This is a genomic window from Pseudomonas sp. 22085, from assembly GCF_052045815.1.
Taxonomy (GTDB): Bacteria; Pseudomonadota; Gammaproteobacteria; order Pseudomonadales; family Pseudomonadaceae; genus Aquipseudomonas; species Aquipseudomonas glycinae.
In genome coordinates, this window is the sequence record NZ_JBQEQA010000011.1 from 111971 (window position 1) to 128738 (window position 16768).

Here is a 16768-nt window from a genome sequence, read left to right on the forward strand (position 1 = left end):
GGATCGTTCCTCCCGGCCGGAATACTCGGCCGAGACATGGTTCAGCGTATTAATGCGGGCGACGGAGAATTGACGGCACTCTCGCGTCCCGGCGTCTTGACCGGGGTCGGTGCAGTTTGTGTGCCAGCACGCTTCAACGCGGCATCCGGTTGCGCATGGGCGGTTCCGGTGCCGGTCAGGCTGCGGCGCACATCGAGATTGCGCGACACCACCAGCACCACACGACGGTTCTTCGCCCGGCCTTCGGCGGTGGCGTTGTTGGCCACCGGCTGGAATTCGCCGTAGCCCACCGACGCCAGGCGGCCAGGGTTCACACCCTGCATCGCCAGCATGCGCACGATGCTCGCCGAACGCGCCGAGGACAGTTCCCAATTGGTCGGGTACTGCGCAGTGCGGATCGGTTGATCGTCGGTGAAGCCTTCGACGTGGATCGGGTTGTCGAACGGTTTGAGGATCGCTGCGACCTTGTCGATGATGTTGAACGCGATGTCGCTCGGCATCGCATCACCGCTGCCGAACAACAGGCTGGAGTTGAGTTCGATCTCGACCCACAGCTCGTTGCCGCGCACGGTCATCTGGTTCGACGAGATCAGGTCGCCGAACGCGGCACTGATGTCATCGGCGATGCTTTTCAGCGGATCGCTGGCCCCGGCGATGCCGGCGTCAACCTGCTCGGCGTCCTTGACCAGCGGCTTGGCCGGGGTAACGGTCTTCGGTCGTTCTTCGCCGATCGGGATCGGCTTGAGTGCGCGGTCGGAGTCGGTGAAGACCCCGATCAGCGCTTCGGAGATGATCTTGTACTTGCCTTCGTTGATCGACGAGATGGAGTACATCACCACGAAAAAGGCAAAGAGCAAGGTGATGAAGTCGGCGTAGGAAACCAGCCAACGTTCATGGTTTACGTGCTCTTCATGCTGGCGACGACGTGCCATGAGGTCAGTCCCTTAATCCATGAAGCCCTGGAGCTTCAACTCGATGGAGCGTGGGTTTTCACCTTCAGCGATCGACAAAATACCTTCCAACAACATTTCGCGATAACGCGATTGCCGCAACGCGATTGACTTCAGTTTGGCGGCAACCGGCAGCAGCACCAGGTTGGCACTGGCCACACCATAGATGGTGGCGACGAATGCCACGGCGATGCCGTTGCCCAGTTGCGACGGATCGGCCAGGTTGCCCATCACATGGATCAGGCCCATCACCGCACCGATGATGCCGATGGTCGGCGCGTAGCCGCCCATGCTTTCAAACACTTTGGCCGCTTCGACATCGCGGGCTTCCTGGGTGTAGAAATCCACTTCGAGGATGCTGCGGATCGCTTCCGGCTCCGCGCCGTCGACCAGCAGTTGCAGGCCCTTGCGCGAGTAGGCATCAGGCTCGGCATCCGCCACGCCTTCCAGACCCAACAGGCCTTCCTTGCGCGCGGTGAGGCTCCAGTTGACTACGCGGTCGATGCCGCCGGCCAGGTCCACACGCGGCGGGAAAAAGATCCAGGCCAGAATCTGCATGGCGCGCTTGAACGCGCTCATCGGCGATTGCAGCAGCGCGGCACCGATGGTGCCACCGAGCACGATCAGCGCTGCCGGGCCGTTGGCCAGCGCGCCGAGGTGACCACCTTCCAGGTAGTTGCCGCCGATGATGGCGACGAACGCCATGATGATCCCGATAAGGCTTAGAACATCCATCAGACGCATGCCTCGACGATGTGCTTGCCGATATCGTCCAGGCTGTACACCGCGTCGGCGAGGTCAGCCTTGACGATGGCCATCGGCATGCCGTAGATCACGCAACTGGCTTCGTCCTGAGCCCAGACCGTGCTGCCGCACTGCTTGAGCAGGCGTGCGCCTTCACGGCCGTCGGCGCCCATGCCGGTCAGTACGACCGCCAGAACTTTGTCACTGTAGGATTTGGCTGCAGAACCGAAGGTGATGTCCACGCACGGCTTGTAGTTCAGACGCTCGTCGCCCGGCAGGATTTTCACCGCGCCACGGCCGTCGATCATCATCTGCTTGCCACCCGGCGCCAGCAGCGCCAGGCCCGGACGCAGGATGTCGCCATCCTCGGCTTCCTTGACGCTGATGCGGCACAGCTTGTCCAGGCGTTCGGCGAAGGCCTTGGTGAAGGCCGCCGGCATGTGCTGGATCAGCACGATCGGTGCCGGGAAGCTGGCCGGCAACTGGGTCAGGACCCGTTGCAGGGCTACCGGGCCGCCGGTCGATGTGCCAATCGCCACGAGCTTGTAGTTCTTGCGTTTCGGGGCCGGCGACGAAGCGCTGGCCGCTGGCGCGCGAGTCGGTGCAGGCGCAGGTGCCGGACGGGCCGGAGCGCTGTGGCTGCCAAAGCTCGACGGCGCCGCTGCCGGAGTCGGCGCAGGCGCAGGTGCAGCGGCAGGCGCCGGCGCACTGTAGGCACTGAAACGACGGTTACTGCGCGAGATGCTGTGCACCTTCTCGCACAGCAGTTGCTTGACCTTCTCCGGATTGCGGGAGATGTCTTCGAAATTCTTCGGCAGGAAATCCACCGCGCCGGCATCCAGCGCATCCAGGGTGACCCGGGCGCCTTCGTGTGTCAGCGAGGAGAACATCAACACCGGGGTCGGGCAGCGCTGCATGATGTGCCGCACGGCCGTGATGCCATCCATCATCGGCATCTCGTAGTCCATGGTGATCACGTCCGGCTTGAGGGCCAGTGCCTGATCGATCGCCTCTTTACCGTTGGTTGCCGTGCCGACAACCTGGATGCTCGGATCCGCTGAAAGAATTTCCGAGACGCGGCGGCGGAAAAAACCCGAATCGTCCACCACCAGGACTTTGACTGCCATAAACACTCCATTAGGTGCGGCGGGACGTTGTCGCCCCGCCGCCCCGGATTCAAATACGCCGTGCGGCGTAACGCTTGAGCATGCTCGGAACATCGAGAATCAGTGCAATGCGGCCGTCACCGGTGATGGTGGCGCCGGACATGCCCGGAGTTCCCTGGAGCATCTTGCCCAATGGCTTGATGACCACTTCTTCCTGGCCGACCAGTTGATCGACGACGAAGCCGATCCGCTGGGTGCCCACCGAAAGGATCACCACATGGCCTTCGCGCTGCTCTTCGTGAGCGGCGGAGCTGACCAGCCAGCGCTTGAGGTAGAACAATGGCAGCGCCTTGTCCCGCACGATCACCACTTCCTGGCCATCCACCACGTTGGTGGTCGACAGGTCGAGGTGGAAGATTTCGTTGACGTTCACCAGCGGGAACGCGAATGCCTGGTTGCCGAGCATCACCATCAGGGTCGGCATGATCGCCAGCGTCAGCGGCACCTTGATGACGATCTTCGAGCCCTGGCCCTTGGTCGAGTAGATGTTGATCGAACCGTTGAGCTGGGAAATCTTGGTCTTCACCACGTCCATGCCCACACCGCGGCCGGACACATCGGAGATCTCGGTCTTGGTCGAGAAACCCGGGGCGAAAATCAGGTTGTAGCACTCGGTGTCGCTCAGGCGATCGGCGGCATCCTTGTCCATCACACCGCGTTTCACGGCGATGGCGCGCAGGACGTTCGGGTCCATGCCCTTGCCGTCGTCGGAGATCGACAGCAGGATGTGGTCGCCTTCCTGCTCTGCCGCCAGGATCACCTTGCCGCCACGGGCCTTGCCCGAGGCTTCGCGTTCTTCCGGCGACTCGATGCCGTGGTCGACGGCGTTGCGCACCAAGTGGACCAGCGGGTCGGCCAATGCCTCGACGAGGTTCTTGTCGAGGTCGGTCTCTTCGCCCACCAGTTCCAGGTTGATCTCTTTCTTGAGCTGGCGTGCCAGATCGCGAACCAGACGCGGGAAGCGGCCGAAGACTTTCTTGATCGGCTGCATCCGGGTCTTCATCACCGCGGTCTGCAAGTCGGCGGTGACCACGTCGAGGTTCGACACGGCCTTCTGCATCGACTCGTCACCGCTGTTCAGGCCCAGGCGCACCAGACGGTTACGCACCAGCACCAGCTCGCCGACCATGTTCATGATTTCGTCGAGACGTGCGGTGTCCACACGCACGGTGGTCTCGGCTTCAGTCGTCGGTTTTTCCGGTGGAGGCGTCGCCGGTGCACGGGCCGGAGCCGGTGCCGCAGCGGCCGGCTTGGCCGGTTCAGCTTTCGGCTCAGGTGTTTTTGCAGCAGGTTTTGCCGCAGCAGCCGGGGCCTTGGCGGCAGGCGCTGCAACCGCCGAAGCATTGCCGGCAGTCACGACGGCACCGGTGGCGACGTCAGTGAACTTGCCTTTGCCATGCAGATCGTCGAGCAGCGATTCGAACTCGTGGTCGGTGATCAGATCGCTACCGGCCGCAGCGGCTGCCGGAGCAGCCGTCGCAGGAACCGCAGCAATCGCCGACTCCAGCGCATCGACGGCAAAGTTGCCCTTGCCGTGCAACTGATCGAGCAAGGCTTCGAATTCGTCGTCGGTGATGTCCGAGCTGTCGCCCGCCGCCGGAGCAGCAGGTGCCGCAGCAGCCGGAGCCACGGCGTCGGCCGCGAACTGGCCCTTGCCGTGCAACTGATCGAGCAGCGACTCGAACTCGGCGTCGGTGATTTCATCGCTGGCCGCTTCGGTGGAAGCAGGTGCAGCGGCAGCCGCCGGGGCTTCGGCTTCGGCCTTGACGGCGTTCAGCGAGTCCAGCAACTGTTCAAATTCGTTATCGGTGATGTCACCCGAATCGCCTTCGACGACCAGTTCTTCGATCATCTCGGCAACGGGCGAAGCCGGAACTTCATCCGCCGATTGCGGTTCGGCCAGACGCGCCAGGGCGGCCAGCAGTTCCGGGGTGGCGGCAGTGATCGGGCTGCGATCGCGGACTTCGCTGAACATGCTGTTCACCGCGTCCAGCGCTTCGAGCACCACGTCCATCAGTTCTGCATCTACGCGTCGTTCGCCCTTGCGCAGGATGTCGAACACGTTTTCGGCGATGTGACAGCACTCCACCAGCTCGTTGAGCTGAAGGAAGCCGGCGCCCCCTTTTACAGTGTGGAAACCGCGAAAAATTGCGTTGAGCAGATCTGCGTCATCCGGGCGGCTTTCCAGCTCGACCAGTTGTTCGGACAGTTGCTCAAGAATCTCGCCGGCCTCAACCAGGAAATCCTGAAGGATCTCTTCATCGGCGCCGAAGCTCATTAATGGGGTGCTCCTACAGGTCTAAAAACCCAAAAAACCTATAATTCCAAAACTCTAGAATCCAAGGCTGGATAACAAATCGTCCACATCGTCCTGACCGGACACAACGTCTTCTCGTTTATCGGCATGAATCTGCGGACCTTCACCCTGCGAGAGATGTTTTTGTGGATCTTTTTCAGCAAGCATCGCCGCACGGTCATGTTCGATGCCCGCAAAGCGGTCCACCTGGCTGGCCATGAGCACGAGTTTGAGCAGGTTGCTTTCGACTTCGGTGACCAACTGGGTAACGCGCTTGATCACCTGGCCGGTGAGATCCTGGTAATCCTGGGCGAGCAGAATGTCGTTAAGATTGCTCGACACCGCGCGATTGTCCGCGCTGCTGCGTGCCAGAAAACCGTCGACCCGACGCGCCAGCTCACGGAACTCCTCAGCCCCGACCTCACGGCGCATGAAGCGGCCCCAATCGGCGCTCAAGGCCTGGGCTTCGTCAGCCAGGCCATTGACCACAGGGGTCGCGCTTTCCACCAGATCCATGGTGCGGTTGGCGGCAGCTTCGGTCAGTTTGACCACGTAGCCCAGGCGCTCGGTAGCGTCGGTGATTTGCGACACTTCCTCGGCCTGCGGCATGTGCGGATCGATCTGGAAGTTGACGATCGCACTGTGCAGTTCACGCGTGAGCTTGCCCACTTCCTGGTACAGGCCACGGTCACGGGTCTGATTGAGCTCATGGATCAGTTGCACGGCGTCGCCGAACTTGCCTTTTTCAAGGCTTTCGACCAGTTCGACTGCGTGTTTTTTCAGGGTCGACTCGAAATCGCCCAATGAAGATTCGTTATGCTCCATAGCTCCCCCGCGCGTCATCAGCCGATGCGTTCGAAAATCTTCTCGATTTTTTCTTTCAGCGCCTGAGCCGTGAAAGGTTTGACCACGTAGCCGTTAACGCCGGCCTGGGCCGCTTCGATGATCTGCTCGCGCTTGGCTTCAGCAGTCACCATCAGCACCGGCAGGTGCTTGAGCTTTTCATCGGCGCGCACGTGGCGCAGCAGATCGATGCCGGTCATGCCGGGCATGTTCCAGTCGGTCACCAGAAAGTCGATGCTGCCGCTGTTGAGCACCGGAATGGCAGTGACGCCATCGTCGGCTTCAACGGTGTTGGTGAACCCGAGATCACGCAACAGGTTCTTGATGATCCGCCGCATCGTTGAGAAGTCATCAACGATGAGGATTTTCATGTCTTTGTTCAATTCGACCTCCAAGCAGTCTTAAACGCGCCCAGCACCTGGACGCGCCATTTCAATCAATCCGGCAAAACACTCGATGACTGTCTGGAGCACAACAGAGCAAGACCGGTGCCGTTCACCACCGCACCAGCCTCGTTCGCAGTGTCCCCACACTGCCTTCAGCGCGCTCGCCACTCCCCCAAACGCCCCCGCAAGCGGGCCGCGCACTGGCTGTGTAACTGGCTGACCCGCGATTCACTGACGCCAAGGACTTCACCGATCTCCTTGAGGTTCAGCTCTTCGTCGTAGTACAGCGCCAACACCAGTCGCTCACGCTCCGGCAAATTGGCAATCGCGTCCGCCAGCGCGGCCTGGAAACGTTCGTCTTCCAGATCGCGCGACGGCTCCAGATGAGCACTGGCGCCATCCTCGTGCAGCCCTTCGTGTTCGCCGTCCTGCAACAGGTCGTCGAAACTGAACAGGCGGCTGCCCAGGGTGTCGTTCAAAATCCCGTAGTAATCGTCGAGACTCAATTGGAGTTCGGCCGCAACCTCATGATCTTTAGCGTCACGGCCGGTTTTAGCTTCAATCGAGCGAATCGCGTCGCTGACCATACGGGTATTGCGGTGAACCGAGCGCGGAGCCCAGTCCCCTTTTCGGACTTCATCGAGCATCGCGCCGCGGATCCGGATGCCCGCGTACGTTTCAAAACTGGCACCCTTGCTGGCGTCATACTTGGTCGAGACTTCGAGCAGGCCGATCATCCCGGCCTGGATCAAGTCTTCGACCTGCACACTGGCCGGCAAGCGCGCCAGCAAGTGGTAGGCGATGCGTTTGACCAGTGGCGCGTAACGCTCGATCAACTCGTACTGCGCGTCACGCGCCGACTTTTTGTAAAGGTTCATACCGCTGGCGGTCATAGCACAGGTCCTGCCGTTTGCTGCACGAGGCGCTCGACGAAAAATTCGAGGTGGCCGCGCGGGTTGGCGGGCAGCGGCCAGGTGTCGACCTTCTGTGCGATCGCCTTGAACGCCAGTGCGCACTTGGAACGCGGGAAGGCTTCATAGACCGCACGCTGCTTCTGCACCGCCTTGCGCACGCTTTCGTCGTAGGGCACCGCGCCGACGTATTGTAGGGCGACGTCGAGGAAGCGATCCGTGACCTTGGTCAACTTGGCGAACAGATTGCGACCTTCCTGCGGGCTCTGAGCCATGTTGGCCAGGACGCGGAAGCGGTTCATGCCGTAATCGCGGTTGAGCAGCTTGATCAGCGCGTAGGCGTCGGTGATCGAGGTCGGCTCGTCGCAGACCACCAGCAACACTTCTTGCGCTGCGCGAACAAAACTGACTACCGAGTCACCAATACCCGCAGCGGTGTCGATCACCAGCACGTCGAGATTGTCGCCGATGTCGCTGAACGCCTGAATCAGGCCGGCATGCTGGGCCGGGCTCAGGTGAACCATGCTCTGGGTGCCGGAAGCGGCCGGCACGATGCGGATCCCGCCGGGGCCCTGCAACAGCACGTCGCGCAGCTCGCAGCGGCCTTCGATCACGTCGGCCAGGGTGCGTTTGGGTGTGAGGCCCAGCAGAACGTCGACGTTCGCCAGCCCCAGGTCGGCGTCCAGCAGCATGACCCGACGGCCAAGCTCTGCCAGGGCCAGGGACAAGTTCACTGACACATTAGTCTTGCCGACGCCACCTTTGCCGCCGGTCACCGCGATCACCTGTACGGGATGCATGCTGCCCATGTTATTTCTTTACCTTGTCTTGCATAGACGGAGGCCACATTACTGGCTGCGCGTTCACAACCGGAACAATGCGTGGCAGGCCATCGATGTAGGTACGAAAACTGTTCATTACCTCAGCCAACCTGCTTGGTCGGACTGTGGTAGATATCAGCGAACATGTCAGCCATGGCTTCTTCGCTGGGTTCTTCCTGCATTTGCACGCTGACGGCGCGACTGACCAGTTGATGACGCCGCGGCAGATGCAGATCATCCGGAATCCGTGGGCCATCGGTCAGGTAGGCAACCGGCAGTTCGTGACTGATCGCCAGGCTCAACACTTCGCCCAGACTGGCCGTCTCATCCAGTTTAGTCAGGATGCAGCCGGCAAGCCCGCAACGCTTGTAACTGTGATAAGCGGCGGTTAGAACCTGTTTTTGGCTGGTGGTTGCCAGAACCAGATAATTTTTTGACCGAATTCCACGACCGGCCAGACTTTCCAGCTGCATGCGCAGGGCCGGATCGCTGGCTTGCAGGCCGGCGGTGTCGATCAGCACCACGCGTTTGCGCAGCAGTGGATCCAGCGCCTGCACCAGGGACTGGCCCGGATCGACGTGGGTCACCGACACATTGAGGATGCGGCCCAGCGTCTTGAGTTGCTCCTGCGCGCCGATACGGAAACTGTCCATGCTCACCAGCGCGATGTTCTGCGCGCCGTACTTGAGCACGTAGCGGGCGGCCAGTTTGGCCAGGGTGGTGGTCTTGCCCATGCCGGCCGGGCCGACCATCGCAATCACCCCGCCCTCTTCCAGCGGCTCGACTTCCGGCACGGTAATCATCCGCGCCAGGTGCGCCAGCAGCATGCGCCAGGCCTGACGAGGCTCGTCGATCTCGGTGATCATCGACAGCAGATCACGGGACAGCGGGCCGGACAGACCGATGCGTTGCAGACGACGGTACAGATTGGCCTGGGCCGGACGGCTGCCTTGCAGCTGGTTCCAGGCCAGGGTGCCGAGTTGCACTTCCATCAGTTCGCGCAGGCTGTTGAGTTCGAAACGCATCGAGTCCAGTGCACGCGGATCGACGCCAGCGGAAACCGCTGCAGGCGCTGGTGCCGGACGAGCCGGAGCTTCGTAGGTCGGTTCGGTCAGCGGTTCGGCAGCGGTCAGCGGCAGGCCCGCCGTCAACGGCAGCCCGGCGAACAACTGGCGATTGGTGTTGCCGTCGGCTTCGCCACGCAGGCTCAGCTCGGCCTGGGCGGTGACGATGCGCGACTGGGTCTTGCGCAGCTCATCCTCGAGTTCCATGTTCGGAACGCGCGGGGCCAGCGCAGACAGTTTGTAATCGAGCGCCGCGGTCAGCTCGACGCCGCCGGCGATGCGGCGGTTGCCAATGATGGCGGCATCAGCACCCAGCTCATCACGAACCAGCTTCATGGCCTGACGCATATCGGCGGCGAAAAAACGCTTAACTTGCATAAACCACTACCTCAGCCGTTGGGCCCTACTGTCGCAACGATGGTCACTTGCTTGTTGTCCGGAATTTCCTGGTAGGCCAGCACATGCAGTCCGGGAACTGCCAGGCGACCAAAGCGCGAGAGCATCGCGCGAACCGGGCCTGCTACCAACAGGATCACCGGCTGACCTTGCATTTCCTGGCGCTGCGCCGCTTCGATCAGCGAACGCTGCAGCTTCTCGGCCATGCTCGGCTCCAGCAGAACGCCCTCTTCCGAGCCTTGTCCTGCCTTCTGCAGACTATTGAGCAATATTTGTTCCAACCTTGGCTCCAGCGTGATAACTGGCAGCTCCGACTCAGTCCCTACAATGCTTTGGACGATGGCGCGGGATACGCCGACCCGCACAGCGGCCACCAAAGCGGCGGTATCTTGACTCTTGGCGGCATTGTTGGCGATGGCTTCGGCAATGCTGCGGATATCGCGCACCGGCACGTGTTCGGCCAGCAACGCCTGCAATACTTTGAGCAACTGCGACAGCGTGACCACGCCCGGCACCAGCTCTTCGGCCAGTTTCGGCGAGCTCTTGGCCAGCAATTGCATCAATTGCTGCACTTCTTCGTGACCGATCAGCTCGCTGGAGTGCTTGTACAGAATCTGGTTCAAGTGGGTCGCAACCACGGTGCTGGCATCGACCACGGTGTAACCGAGCGATTGCGCCTGGGCGCGCTGGCTGACTTCGATCCACACCGCCTCCAGGCCGAAAGCCGGATCTTTGGCGGTAATGCCGTTGAGCGAGCCGTAGACCTGCCCCGGGTTGATCGCCAGTTCGCGATCCGGGTAGATCTCGGCTTCGGCCAGGATCACGCCCATCAGGGTCAGGCGGTAGGCACTCGGCGCCAGGTCGAGGTTGTCGCGGATGTGCACGGTCGGCATCAGAAAGCCCAGATCCTGCGAGAGCTTCTTGCGCACGCCCTTGATCCGCGCCAGCAATTGCCCGCCCTGGTTGCGGTCCACCAGCGGAATCAGGCGGTAGCCGACTTCCAGGCCGATCATGTCGATCGGGGTCACGTCGTCCCAGCCCAGCTCCTTGGTTTCCATGGCGCGGGCCGGCGACGGCAGCAGCTCCTGTTGACGCTTGACCTCTTCCAGCGCGATGACCTTGGCCACGTTCTGCTTCTTCCAGAACAGGTAAGCGCCACCAGCCGCCAGGGCAGCCATGGTCAGGAACGAGAAGTGCGGCATGCCCGGCACCAGGCCCATGACCGCCATCAGACCGGCGGCGACGGCCAGCGCTTTCGGCGAGGCGAACATCTGCCGATTGATCTGCTTGCCCATGTCTTCCGAGCCGGAAGCACGGGTCACCATGATCGCCGCCGCTGTAGATAACAACAGTGATGGCAATTGCGCCACTAAACCGTCACCGATGGTCAGCAAGGCGTAAACCTTGCCGGCGTCGGCGAAGGTCATGTTGTGCTGGAAGATACCGACGGCCATGCCGCCGATCAGGTTGATGAACAGAATCAGCAAACCAGCGATGGCGTCACCACGGACGAACTTGCTGGCACCGTCCATCGAGCCGTAGAACTCTGCCTCCTGGGCCACTTCCTGACGGCGCGCCTTGGCCTGCGCCTGATCGATCAGACCGGCGTTGAGGTCGGCGTCGATTGCCATTTGCTTGCCCGGCATCGCATCGAGGGTGAAACGCGCGCTCACCTCGGAGATCCGGCCCGCACCCTTGGTCACCACGACGAAGTTGATGATCATCAGGATCGCGAAGACCACGATACCAACCACGTAGTTACCGCCGATCACCACCTCACCGAAGGCCTGGATCACCTTACCGGCGGCGGCGTGGCCGTCCTGACCGTGGAGCATCACCACCCGCGTCGACGCCACGTTCAGCGCCAGTCGCAACAGCGTCGCCACCAGCAGGATCGTCGGGAACACCGCAAAATCCAGCGGCCGCAAGGCGTACACGCAGACCAGCAGCACGACGATCGACAGGGCAATGTTGAAGGTGAAGAACACGTCGAGCAGGAACGGCGGCACCGGCAACATCATCATCGCCAGCATGACCAGCAGCAACAGCGGCACACCCAGATTGCCTCGACTGAGGTCGGCAACATTCGAGCGAGCAGTGTTGAATAACTGAGAGCGATCCACCGGTTTTCCCCGTTCCTTTAAAGCAAACTTTTGACGCCCAGAGCGGGCGCAGGGCGGCTATTGCAAGAAGCCTTCCAACTTTTGCCAAGGCGTGAAACAGAGGGGTGATGAATGCACAAAGGGGCGGCACGCACGTCGTGCGCCCGCCCCTGCTCAGCGATGTTCACTGAGATGAAACCCCGATAGTCAACTGGCTACCAGAACGTGCGCCGAAGTGATCGGACCGAAAGAGAGGGCTGCATTATCCAGATAGCGCGTGCCCCTGAACACGAAGTGACCACCGACATCGACAAAGTCTTCCTCCGTATACATCAGTACCACCATGGTGACAGGCGCGACATTAGTGGACTTCGCATGACCTTCCATCAGATTCAATGACCAGTCGAGACGCATGAATGGCAGGTCGCTGATTTCAATCGCAGGAGCCCCCGCATCCAGCCGAAAGTACTGCCGCGTTGTGATGCGCAATTGGTTGCCGACTACCGTGAACGAGGGTTTTCCATATCGTTGCTCTACAGGCCCGCCATCACTCGCCCACTGGTCCATGTAATAACCACGGTCGGTGAAGAGAGCGAACAACGACGGGTTATCGCGGATATTACCGGCTGCGCCAAAGAAGTAGTTGTAGGAGTAGTGATACGCAAACCCGGCCAGTTCAGGCCGGATCGCATTGATGGGATTATCCAGATAACTCGGAATGAACTGATTGGCCATGACCAGAAAGTTGAGAAAGTCCAGTTTCAGGTTGAACGTCACCTCATAGAAGATGGCGCGCTCGCCTGCGTCCCTTTCCAGCTTCCCTGAAACGAACTCCATCTCCATGCCCGGCAGTTTTCGGTAAACGCGCCTTGTCATGTTCTACCCCGAATTTCCAGTGAATGAGTTATCAACCACTGCGCTCGCAGAGTGCGAATAGGCAACGGCGTGAATTGCGGGTTTATGAGGCGCCAGGAAACAACACGCGTCTACTGTCAGAACTAACAGGTGGAGGGTCTTTTCAGACCGGCGGCACCAAGCGCCCCTTAAACTGCGGTGTTTAAAAGACACCTTCAGACACGCCTTACAGGCTACGAATCCTTGCGCCGTTGCCTACGGCTACGCCAGAATCCGCCGGCTTGTGCGCTGTGGGGTCGGGTTCTATTGTGGATCGGTCGCTGACGAATCAGCGATCGGGTTTAGCGATCCGGCACTTTACAGACACAACATGCCCAGTCTCGATTGCAGGTTTTTCCTTCCTACAATTGGCGTCATGGTGGCTGTGCGCGGGAGACCTTAGGGTCTACCCGGGGTTCCTGTGGCCCGGATCGCTAACCTGCGTACAGCCGCCACCTTTACTTGTTTAGCGATGAGCCGTGGCGGCTAAATCAACCACGGAGCTTCACCATGATCAAACCAACACCCAACCCACCCGTAACCGACCCCGCCTCGCCCTACGAATCCGCCGATTCCAGAAAGCTTCACGAAGCCGCCGACCGCGCCCTGGATCACTATCTCTGCCCGCCCGGCTCCACGCCACCACCGCGCAAAAACCGCAGAATGTACGCCGTCACCGCGGACTTCAAAAATGAAGAGCTGCTGGCCGATGCCTGCGAAACGCTGGCCTCAGCCAGGACCATCGTCAATGACTTCACCCACCTCATGCCCGCCTCGCAGCGCAGGACGCTGATCGGCATTGGGCAACTGATCATGCTCGGCGAACTGGCGGTGAATCGGGTGCTGGACAATCTGGAAATACCGAATTAACACGTAGCCACTGATGCCCCCCTGTGGGAGTGAGCTTGCTCACGAAGGCTGACTTACAGGCAACACATCTTTCCAGACAAAAAGAACCGCCGTTCCGAATCAACCGGGACGGCGGTTTTTTTATACAGTACACGACCACTAGTCGTTAAACCGTCGACACCTGCCAGATCTGACAGGTGCGCAATCTGCAATTAAGCGCTCTGATAACCCTGCCCGTTCCCGCCGCGCAGGAGCCTCATCCATGACCACCTCAACCCCACCGGACAACACCGTTCTCGTCCTTAGCCCGCCAATAGTCAACGGCCAGACCACGCCCGTGGCAGGTGCACATATCGGCGTGCCCCTGGTGGCCTATGATCTGGTCACCGACGGTGAAGGCGCCGTTGTCCTCGTCGACCCACCGTTGGCGGGCAACATGGATCCCGACGACGTCATGGAGCTTTGGCTTGAGAATGAAACGGCCGCACTGGACAGCGAAACCATTGTCGATCCGGACGTGCGCACCACGTTGCGCATTCCCAAGGGTCGCCTGCATCCGGACAAGGTCAACATGCTGTACTACACCGTCAGGCGTGGCAGCGCCAATCGAGGCACATCCACACCACCGCTGGAAATCCTCTACAACCGCATCCGTCCAGGCCTGAAGGATCGCCTGACCGATCCCGGTGGCCACTCTGAACTCAAGCTCCTTCTGCCTGACGCGATCAAGAACGGCGTCGGCCCGGATTTCGTCAGCGCCGAAGTGTGTGTGGCCTATCCATATTGCCGGGCGTATGACCTCATCACCCTCAAGTGCAATGGCGAACTGCTGGAGCCCAAGCCCAAGGTCGATCCGAATCAGGCGCCGCAACCGCCGAATCCCGGTGACGAAATCCCCATTACCATTTGCTTCACCATCACCCGGGCCTATCTGGACAAGGCGAAACGTCAGGACAAAAAACTGCATTTCTCCTACACCATCACCGATCAGCTCGGCAACAGCCCGGACACCGATGCACCGTGGTCGCCGGTGCAGACGGTAGATGAGGACCTGGATGGTACGCGTCTGCCAATGGCGATCCTGTTGGAGCGGATGGAGGATTATCCCGGCGACGACGCCGAGGAAATCGATCTGGTGAAACTGGCGGGCAAGCCATTGCTGCTGGTGGTCCTGACGATAGACCCGCGCTTTGTCGCGGACTATGAAGTCATCGCAACGTACACAGCGAAAAACACGGGGCAACCCGCTGATGTGGTGGTTACCGTCAGCGGCAAAGTCGAAGCGGATCCGTTCGGGCAGAAAAAACCCTGCATCCTTGAAGTGCCGAACAACAAGATCTTTGCCGGTAGCAACGTCATCGTGACTTACGAACTGCGCAAGCCGAACGGTGATCTGGTGGGCACTTCCAAACTGGCGAATGCCACAGTAACAGGGACAGCCCCGGTCAATCTGAAGCCGCCAACACTGGTGGCACCGGCGACCAACCCCATTGATGTGCTGTCCTACGAAAACGGAGTCACCGTGCGCGTCGAACACCTGTCAGCGTTGCCGGGTGACCAGGCTCGGTTGCTGGAAGTTAACCCGTTACCCGGCACAGAACCCTTTCCATTACTGACACTCAACGAGAACAAACGCGCCAACTTCAAACTTGACCCAGCGTTTCTCGTGGCACGGCGTGGGGCAACCATGAAGTTGCGCTGGGAACTGGTTCGCGGAGGAAAACCCGAAGACGAATCTACTGATTTGGCGCTGACCATCCGACCTGTCGCCGAGAATGATCCGCGCTTGCCGACACCCAATATCGCCGGCAATACGAGTTCAGAGCTGAAGGTTCAAGAACTCACAACAGATGCGCGGATTCTCGCAGCGAAGTGGCCGCTGTTCGAGCCTGGGCAGCCGATCTGGGTGAGGTGTTCAGGCTTTGACAAGAACGGCAATCCAGTCAGCAAGGAGGTCAGGTCGGGAGAACTTAATGATTCAGTGGATGGTTTGTCGGTAGAGGCGCCGGTTGAATGGCTTAAGGGCCTCAAAGACGGGACTGAACTGACGACCAAGGTAGAAGTAAATCTGGATAGGATCGTCGATGCCGACACGGCGGTGGCCTTGCCATTGCGCACTTATACCGTCAAGGCATTGCATCCTTTCACCATAGAACCCACCCTCATGGAGCTTAATGGCCTGAACGTCAACGCGGACTTTCTTGCCCTGACCGGAACCCCTGCACCCGGCACGACACAAACACGGGTTCCAACTTCTGGAGATGGCGGCTACTACTATTTTTCCAACGCTACCGATGTCGCGACAGTTAATGGTGTCGGGCTGGTCAGCGGTCTCAAAAACGGCGATGCGACTATTACCGTGCGAGAAAACAGCACTCAACGTGAAGTTTCGTTCCCCGTCAAAGTACAAAATGTTCTACGCCTTGTGATGACCCCTACACATACCTACAGCATCAGCGCAGCTATCAACTGGATGAATTCAATCGGCGGATCACCTGTTTCAAATGCAGCAATCGATGTGCTGAAAATCAAATACAGACCACTGGTATCCAGCGCAGGCGGCTGGCTATGTCGTAATGATGGATGTGGCGCCGGACAATACCTTGCGGTCGCAACCAATAACCCGAACGCATGGTCCATCGTCTGTTTCACTGGCAATAACTCACAGGCACATGGCTGGTGTCTCCTGCCTGGCTGAGCTTGACGTGCAACAAACGGCACGCGCGCTCGACGCAAAGGAAATAAGAAAGAAGGGGACGTATTTATTTACCAGCAAAGTCGCTTCCACAGGGAAATGCATTCCAAAGGTGGGAGCGAGTTTGCTCGCGAAGGCGCCCGAGAAATCAGCACAAAATGTCTTTTAAACTCGTACGTTTAAAAGACACCTTCAGACACGCCTTACAGGCCACGAATCCTTGCGCCATTGCCTACAGCTACGCCAGAATCCGCCGGCTTGTGCGCCTTGGGGTCGGGTTCTATTGTGGTTCGGTCGCTGACGAATCAGCGATCGGGTTTAGCGACTCGAATCATAAATAGGTGCACCAGCGCTCGATGCCTTGTCGCAGATTCAATGTCTGCAACTCCGCTATGGTGGCTGTATGCGGGAGACCCTCGGGTCTGCCGGGTGCCTATAACCGGTTCGCTAACCTGCGTACAGCCGCCACCTTACTGTTTAGCGACAGTTCTGGGCGGCTCCACTTTATAGGAGCTTCACCATGATCAAACCCACACCCAATCCACCCGTAACCGACCCCGCCTCGCCCTACGAATCCGCCGATTCCAGAAAGCTTCACGAAGCCGCCGACCGCGCCCTGGATCACTATCTCTGCCCGCCCGGCTCCACGCC

General features: G+C 60.0%; 13 protein-coding genes and 1 pseudogene. 3 read left to right on the top strand and 11 right to left on the bottom strand.

Annotated elements, in window-relative coordinates; all coding sequences use genetic code 11:
* Nucleotides 1-41: 41 nt before the first annotated feature.
* The 11 genes from motD to ACTJK7_RS15555 all read right to left on the bottom strand — a co-directional run bounded on the left by motD (nt 42) and on the right by ACTJK7_RS15555 (nt 12555).
* Nucleotides 42-932: a flagellar motor protein MotD gene (motD, locus tag ACTJK7_RS15505; RefSeq protein ID WP_011333075.1), complete on the bottom strand. Its 891-nt coding sequence runs from the start codon at nt 930-932 to the stop codon at nt 42-44.
* A gap of 12 nt (nt 933-944) precedes the next feature.
* Nucleotides 945-1685, bottom strand: a complete 741-nt coding sequence (locus ACTJK7_RS15510; protein WP_064384022.1) for a flagellar motor protein — start codon at nt 1683-1685, stop codon at nt 945-947.
* Nucleotides 1685-2821, bottom strand: coding sequence for a protein-glutamate methylesterase/protein-glutamine glutaminase (locus ACTJK7_RS15515; RefSeq protein ID WP_085655451.1), 1137 nt, complete (start codon nt 2819-2821; stop codon nt 1685-1687). Before ACTJK7_RS15515 ends, ACTJK7_RS15510 begins: the two co-directional genes overlap by 1 nt.
* Nucleotides 2822-2870: 49 nt before the next feature.
* Complete coding sequence (locus tag ACTJK7_RS15520; RefSeq protein WP_064378629.1) at nt 2871-5138, bottom strand: chemotaxis protein CheA; 2268 nt, start codon at nt 5136-5138, stop codon at nt 2871-2873.
* Between the two features lie 54 nt (nt 5139-5192).
* A complete protein-coding gene (locus ACTJK7_RS15525) occupies nt 5193-5981 on the bottom strand; it encodes a protein phosphatase CheZ (protein ID WP_108560282.1) in 789 nt (262 codons plus the stop codon).
* Nucleotides 5982-5998: 17 nt separating this feature from the next.
* Entirely contained in the window at nt 5999-6370 is a 372-nt protein-coding gene (locus tag ACTJK7_RS15530; protein ID WP_064378627.1) for a chemotaxis response regulator CheY, read from the bottom strand.
* A 167-nt stretch (nt 6371-6537) separates the two neighbouring features.
* Nucleotides 6538-7278 (bottom strand): RNA polymerase sigma factor FliA, encoded by a 741-nt coding sequence (fliA, locus tag ACTJK7_RS15535; RefSeq protein ID WP_007951959.1) that lies wholly within the window; start codon nt 7276-7278, stop codon nt 6538-6540.
* Entirely contained in the window at nt 7275-8105 is an 831-nt protein-coding gene (fleN, locus tag ACTJK7_RS15540; protein WP_003222917.1) for a flagellar synthesis regulator FleN, read from the bottom strand. The genes fliA and fleN overlap by 4 nt, the downstream gene beginning before the upstream one ends.
* A gap of 113 nt (nt 8106-8218) precedes the next feature.
* Entirely contained in the window at nt 8219-9559 is a 1341-nt protein-coding gene (gene flhF, locus ACTJK7_RS15545) for a flagellar biosynthesis protein FlhF (RefSeq protein ID WP_085655450.1), read from the bottom strand.
* A gap of 11 nt (nt 9560-9570) precedes the next feature.
* Nucleotides 9571-11700, bottom strand: a complete 2130-nt coding sequence (gene flhA / locus ACTJK7_RS15550; protein ID WP_064378626.1) for a flagellar biosynthesis protein FlhA — start codon at nt 11698-11700, stop codon at nt 9571-9573.
* Between the two features lie 186 nt (nt 11701-11886).
* Nucleotides 11887-12555, bottom strand: a complete 669-nt coding sequence (locus ACTJK7_RS15555) for a hypothetical protein (RefSeq protein ID WP_440780654.1) — start codon at nt 12553-12555, stop codon at nt 11887-11889.
* A gap of 528 nt (nt 12556-13083) precedes the next feature.
* On the opposite strand from ACTJK7_RS15555, the gene ACTJK7_RS15560 reads away from it, so the two are divergent.
* From ACTJK7_RS15560 to ACTJK7_RS15570, 3 genes and pseudogenes are all read left to right on the top strand, one after another.
* A complete protein-coding gene (locus ACTJK7_RS15560) occupies nt 13084-13443 on the top strand; it encodes a DUF6124 family protein (RefSeq protein WP_108560277.1) in 360 nt (119 codons plus the stop codon).
* Nucleotides 13444-13684: 241 nt separating this feature from the next.
* Nucleotides 13685-16120: an Ig-like domain-containing protein gene (locus tag ACTJK7_RS15565; protein WP_108560276.1), complete on the top strand. Its 2436-nt coding sequence runs from the start codon at nt 13685-13687 to the stop codon at nt 16118-16120.
* Between the two features lie 520 nt (nt 16121-16640).
* Nucleotides 16641-16768, top strand: a pseudogene (locus tag ACTJK7_RS15570) (DUF6124 family protein); the annotation flags it as partial.

Bases quoted from the DNA above. Each gene is read 5' to 3' on its own strand.
- ACTJK7_RS15530 (WP_064378627.1), bottom strand. From the start codon at position 6,370: ATGAAAATCCTCATCGTTGATGACTTCTCAACGATGCGGCGGATCATC.
- ACTJK7_RS15510 (WP_064384022.1), bottom strand. From the start codon at position 1,685: ATGGATGTTCTAAGCCTTATCGGGATCATCATGGCGTTCGTCGCCATC.
- ACTJK7_RS15520 (WP_064378629.1), bottom strand. From the start codon at position 5,138: ATGAGCTTCGGCGCCGATGAAGAGATCCTTCAGGATTTCCTGGTTGAG.
- ACTJK7_RS15525 (WP_108560282.1), bottom strand. From the start codon at position 5,981: ATGGAGCATAACGAATCTTCATTGGGCGATTTCGAGTCGACCCTGAAA.
- ACTJK7_RS15515 (WP_085655451.1), bottom strand. From the start codon at position 2,821: ATGGCAGTCAAAGTCCTGGTGGTGGACGATTCGGGTTTTTTCCGCCGC.
- motD (WP_011333075.1), bottom strand. From the start codon at position 932: ATGGCACGTCGTCGCCAGCATGAAGAGCACGTAAACCATGAACGTTGG.
- fleN (WP_003222917.1), bottom strand. From the start codon at position 8,105: ATGGGCAGCATGCATCCCGTACAGGTGATCGCGGTGACCGGCGGCAAA.
- ACTJK7_RS15560 (WP_108560277.1), top strand. From the start codon at position 13,084: ATGATCAAACCAACACCCAACCCACCCGTAACCGACCCCGCCTCGCCC.
- ACTJK7_RS15555 (WP_440780654.1), bottom strand. From the start codon at position 12,555: ATGACAAGGCGCGTTTACCGAAAACTGCCGGGCATGGAGATGGAGTTC.
- ACTJK7_RS15565 (WP_108560276.1), top strand. From the start codon at position 13,685: ATGACCACCTCAACCCCACCGGACAACACCGTTCTCGTCCTTAGCCCG.
- flhF (WP_085655450.1), bottom strand. From the start codon at position 9,559: ATGCAAGTTAAGCGTTTTTTCGCCGCCGATATGCGTCAGGCCATGAAG.
- fliA (WP_007951959.1), bottom strand. From the start codon at position 7,278: ATGACCGCCAGCGGTATGAACCTTTACAAAAAGTCGGCGCGTGACGCG.